This window comes from Xinfangfangia pollutisoli (assembly GCF_020179405.1).
GTDB lineage: Bacteria > Pseudomonadota > Alphaproteobacteria > Rhodobacterales > Rhodobacteraceae > Pseudogemmobacter > Pseudogemmobacter pollutisoli.
In genome coordinates this window covers 1-3882 of the sequence record NZ_JAICBZ010000151.1, presented here as the reverse complement: position 1 = coordinate 3882, position 3882 = coordinate 1, and the positions used below count along the sequence as shown (strand labels likewise).

2 protein-coding genes and 1 pseudogene are annotated in these 3882 nt (G+C 71.6%); 1 reads left to right on the top strand and 2 read right to left on the bottom strand.

Features of this window, described 5'->3' with window-relative positions:
• Nucleotides 1–2440, top strand: a 2440-nt coding sequence (locus tag K1Y73_RS21510) for a beta strand repeat-containing protein (protein ID WP_404819120.1), incomplete at its 5' end; no start/stop codon positions are given.
• Nucleotides 2441–2483: 43 nt separating this feature from the next.
• On the opposite strand, the gene K1Y73_RS21505 is transcribed toward K1Y73_RS21510, so the two are convergent.
• Together K1Y73_RS21505 and K1Y73_RS21500 are read right to left on the bottom strand one after the other, a co-directional pair.
• The gene (locus tag K1Y73_RS21505; protein WP_225030445.1) at nucleotides 2484–3101 is read right to left on the bottom strand and encodes a class I SAM-dependent methyltransferase; all 618 of its coding nucleotides are present in this window, start codon (nucleotides 3099–3101) and stop codon (nucleotides 2484–2486) included.
• A 40-nt stretch (nucleotides 3102–3141) separates the two neighbouring features.
• Nucleotides 3142–3882 (bottom strand): annotated as a pseudogene (locus K1Y73_RS21500) (HlyD family efflux transporter periplasmic adaptor subunit); the annotation flags it as partial.

The following is a 3882-nucleotide window of genomic DNA, read 5'->3' as shown; positions in this document are numbered from 1 at the left end:
CGCGCTGACCACGGCGCAGATCCTGGCCCTGTCTTCCGATCAGGTCGCGGCGCTGGGCACGGCGCAGATCGCCGCGCTGACCACGGCCCAGCTCGCCCGGCTTGAGGCCGAGGACATCGCGGCCCTTGGCACGGTCGGGATCGGCGCGCTGACCACGGCGCAGACCGCGGCGCTGGGATCGACGCAGATCGAGGCGCTGACCTCGGACCAGCTGGCCGCGCTGACCACGGCGCAGATCGGCGCCCTGTCCTCGGCCGGGTTGCGCGGGCTTGAGGCGGCGGATATCGCCGCGCTCAGCGCTGAACAGGCGGCTGTTCTGGGTTCGGCCCAGATCGCGGCCCTGTCGACCGCCGCCTTTGCCGCGCTGGAAACCGAAGATCTGGCCGCCCTGACCAGCGCCGCATTGCGCGGCCTGACCACGGCGCAGATCGTCGCGCTGACCAGCGATCAGGCGGCCGCGCTGACGACCGAACAGCTGGCCTCGCTGACGATCGCGCAGCTGACACGGCTGGAGGCGGGCGATCTGGCGGTGCTGAGCGAGGATCAGATCGCCGCGCTGACCACGGCGCAGGTGGCCGCGCTGACCACCGCGCAGGCGGCCGCGCTGACCACGGCCCAGATCGCGGCCCTGACCGCGGCGCAGGTCCAGCGCCTGACCACGGCGCAGATCGTGGCCCTGTCCAGCGACCAGATCGCGGCCCTGACGCCCGATCAGCTGGCGGTCCTGGGCAGCGCCCAGATCGGCGCGCTGGCCACCGAAGATGTCGCCGCGCTGACGCTGGATCAGGTGACCGCGCTGGCGACCGGGCAGATCGCGCTGTTTTCGGCCGCGCAGATCGCCGCCCTTGCAACCGACCGGATCGCAGCCCTGTCTTCCGATCAGGTCGCGGCTCTGACCACCGCGCAGATCGTGGCGCTGACCACGGGCCAGATGCAGGCGCTGACGGTCGAGCAGCTTGCCGCCCTGACCACCGCGCAGGTGGCCCGGATCGAGGCGGCCGATCTGGCGGTGCTGTCCAGCGACCAGCTTCTGGCGCTGGGCACGGCGCAGATCGCGGCACTGGGCTCGGCCCAGTTCGCCGCCTTGGAAACCGATCAGATCGCCGCGCTGACGCCCGATCAGATCGCCGCGCTGACCACGGGCGCGCTGCTGGGCCTGGGCACCGATGGCGCGGTGGCGCTGACCAGCGATCAGATCGCCGCCATGGGCGCGGCACAGATCGGCAATCTGACCACGGCGATGCTGGCCGCGATCGAGGCCGCGGATATGGCGGCGCTGTCCAGCGACGCGATCCGAACCCTGACCACGGCGCAGATCACCGCGCTGACCAGCGATCAGGTGGCGGGCCTTTCGGGCGAGCAGTTGGCGGTTCTGACCACGGCGCAGCTGCAAAGGCTGGAAACCGCGGATTTCGCGGCCCTGTCGACCGATCAGCTGGCCGCGCTGACCACCGATCAGGTGGCCGCGATCAGCGCCGCCCAGCTGGGCGCGCTGGCGACCGACCAGCTGCAGGGCCTGACGCCCGACCAGATCGGTGCGCTGACCACCGCGGCGCTGGCCGGCCTTGGCAGCGATGACATCGTCGCCCTGACCGAGGATCAGGCCGCGGCCCTGACCTCGGTCCAGATCGGCGCGCTGTCGACGGGGCTGATCGCCGCGATGGAAGTGCCCGATCTGGCGTCGCTGACCACCGCGGCCCTGCAGGGACTGACCACGGCGCAGATCACCGCGCTGTCGACCGATCAGGTCGCGGGACTGACGGGCGATCAGCTGGCCGCGCTGACCACGGCGCAGGTCTTGCGACTGGAAACCGCGGATTTCGCGGCGCTTTCGGTGGACCAGCTGGCGGCGATGGGTTCGGCGCAGGTTGCGGTTCTGGGCTCGGCCCAGGTCGCGGCCCTGTCGACCGACCAGATCGCCGGCCTGACCACGGCGCAGGTCGCGGCGCTGACGGTCGGCGCGATCGCGGGCCTGGGCACCGACGACGTGGTGGCGCTGCGCGTCGATCAGGCGGGCGCGCTGACCTCGGCGCAACTTGGCGCGCTGGCGACCGAAGCGATCGCAGTGATGGAGGTCGAGGATTTCGCCGCCCTCACGGCATCGGCGATTGCGGGCCTGTCGACCCGGCAGATCGCCGCCCTGACCTCGGCCCAGGCGGCGGCGCTGACCACGGCACAACTGGCCGCGCTGACCACCGCGCAGATCGGCAAATTCTCGACCCAGCAATTTGCCGCCCTGTCGAATGACGCGGTGACGGCGCTGACCACGGCGCAGATGGTTGCGCTGACCACGGCGCAGATCGCGGCCTTCACCACCGACCAGATCACCGCGCTGGAGACCGACGATATCGCCGCGCTGTCGAATGCCCAGACCAATGCCTTCACCTCGGCCCAGATCGAGGTGATGAGCACGGCCCAGGTCTCGGCGCTGTTCCTGTAGGGGCGGGGCCTTCGGGCCCCGCCTTCGACCGCCCCGACGGGTCTTATCCGGGCCGCTGGGCCGAGGCCCAAAGCGCGAAGCCGCCGTCGCGCTGAACGCGGATCTCGGCAAAGCCCGCGCGGGTCAGGTGATCGGTCAGGCTTTGCGCGGTAAAGCCGGTGCGATGGGCCATGAAATCATTGCCCGAGGCGATGGCGGGGCGGAAGCCGTAAAGCATGTCCAGCGCGGCAATCGGCCCCAGGGCCGAGACATAGGCCGGGTCTTCCAGACGCCCTTCGGCGACCAGTGCCGCGACCTGCTGCAGGTCGGGCATGGTGACCAGAAGGAAGCCGCCGGGGCGCAGCACGCGCAGGAACTCGGCCAGGGCGCGGGGCACCTCATGCGCGCGCAGATGTTCCAGATTATGCGCCGACCAGACCGCATCGACCGAAGCGTCGGGCACCACCGCCATATCGGTGATCGAGGCCAGGATGTCGGGCGCGACGGAAGGGTCGATGTCGAGCCGGATCTCTTGCCAGGCACCGCGGGGGAAGAAGGCCGCGGGCACCTTGTCGGGATGGGCCGCACCGCAGCCGACATGCAAAAGCCGCTGCGGCGGCGGGATCGGGGCGGTGTCCATCCGCGCGTCGGGGGCGGGATCGGCGGTCAGGGTCGGGGTCATGACGGCTCCTTTCAGGATTTGGGTCTGGACGGGACGGGGATCAGGGTTCGCGCAGGCTTTCGCCCAGTCCGCGCAACAGCGGATCCAGGAAGAAGGACAACACGCTGCGGCGGCCGGTGCGGATTTCGGCCGACAGCGTCATGCCCGGGATCAGGGCGGCCTCGGCCAGGTCGGCGGCCAGGCCGGCGTTCAGACCGGCGGGCGGGGCGGTCAGGCTGACGCGGGCCGGATGACGGGCCGCGCCGCCGCTTTCGGGCGCGACCGAGGCGGGGCTGACGGCCTGAAGGGTGCCCGAGGCCGCGCCCATGCGCCGCCAGGGAAAGGCGTCGATCTTCAGCACCACCTCGGCGCCCGGGGCAACCTGCCCTGCCTCGTCCGAGGGGATGCCGATTTCGGCGATCAGCGGCGCGTCGCGCGGTACCAGGGCGACGATCGGCTCGCCCTCGGCCATGACGGCGCCGATGCCGCCGGGCGCGACCGAGATCACCACCGCATCGCGCGGCGCGACCAGCGTGGTCAACTCGGCCAGCCGCGCGGCCTTGTCCAGCGCATCGTCGATCTGCGCCAACCGCAGCCGCAGCGCCGGCAGCGCCTCGACCGCTTCGCGATGCAGCGCCAGTTCGAAGACCGCCCGCTCGTCCTGCGCGGCCTGCAACTGGCGCTGCCGCTCTGCCAGGCGGGTGCGCTGGTCGGCCAGATCGGTCTCGGCCTCAAGCCGGGCGGCGCGGGCAGCCAGCGCCTCGCTTTCAGTGGCCAGCCTGCGGGCGGCCAGATCGGCGCG

Bases quoted from the DNA above. Each gene is read 5' to 3' on its own strand.
- K1Y73_RS21505 (WP_225030445.1), bottom strand. From the start codon at position 3,101: ATGACCCCGACCCTGACCGCCGATCCCGCCCCCGACGCGCGGATGGAC.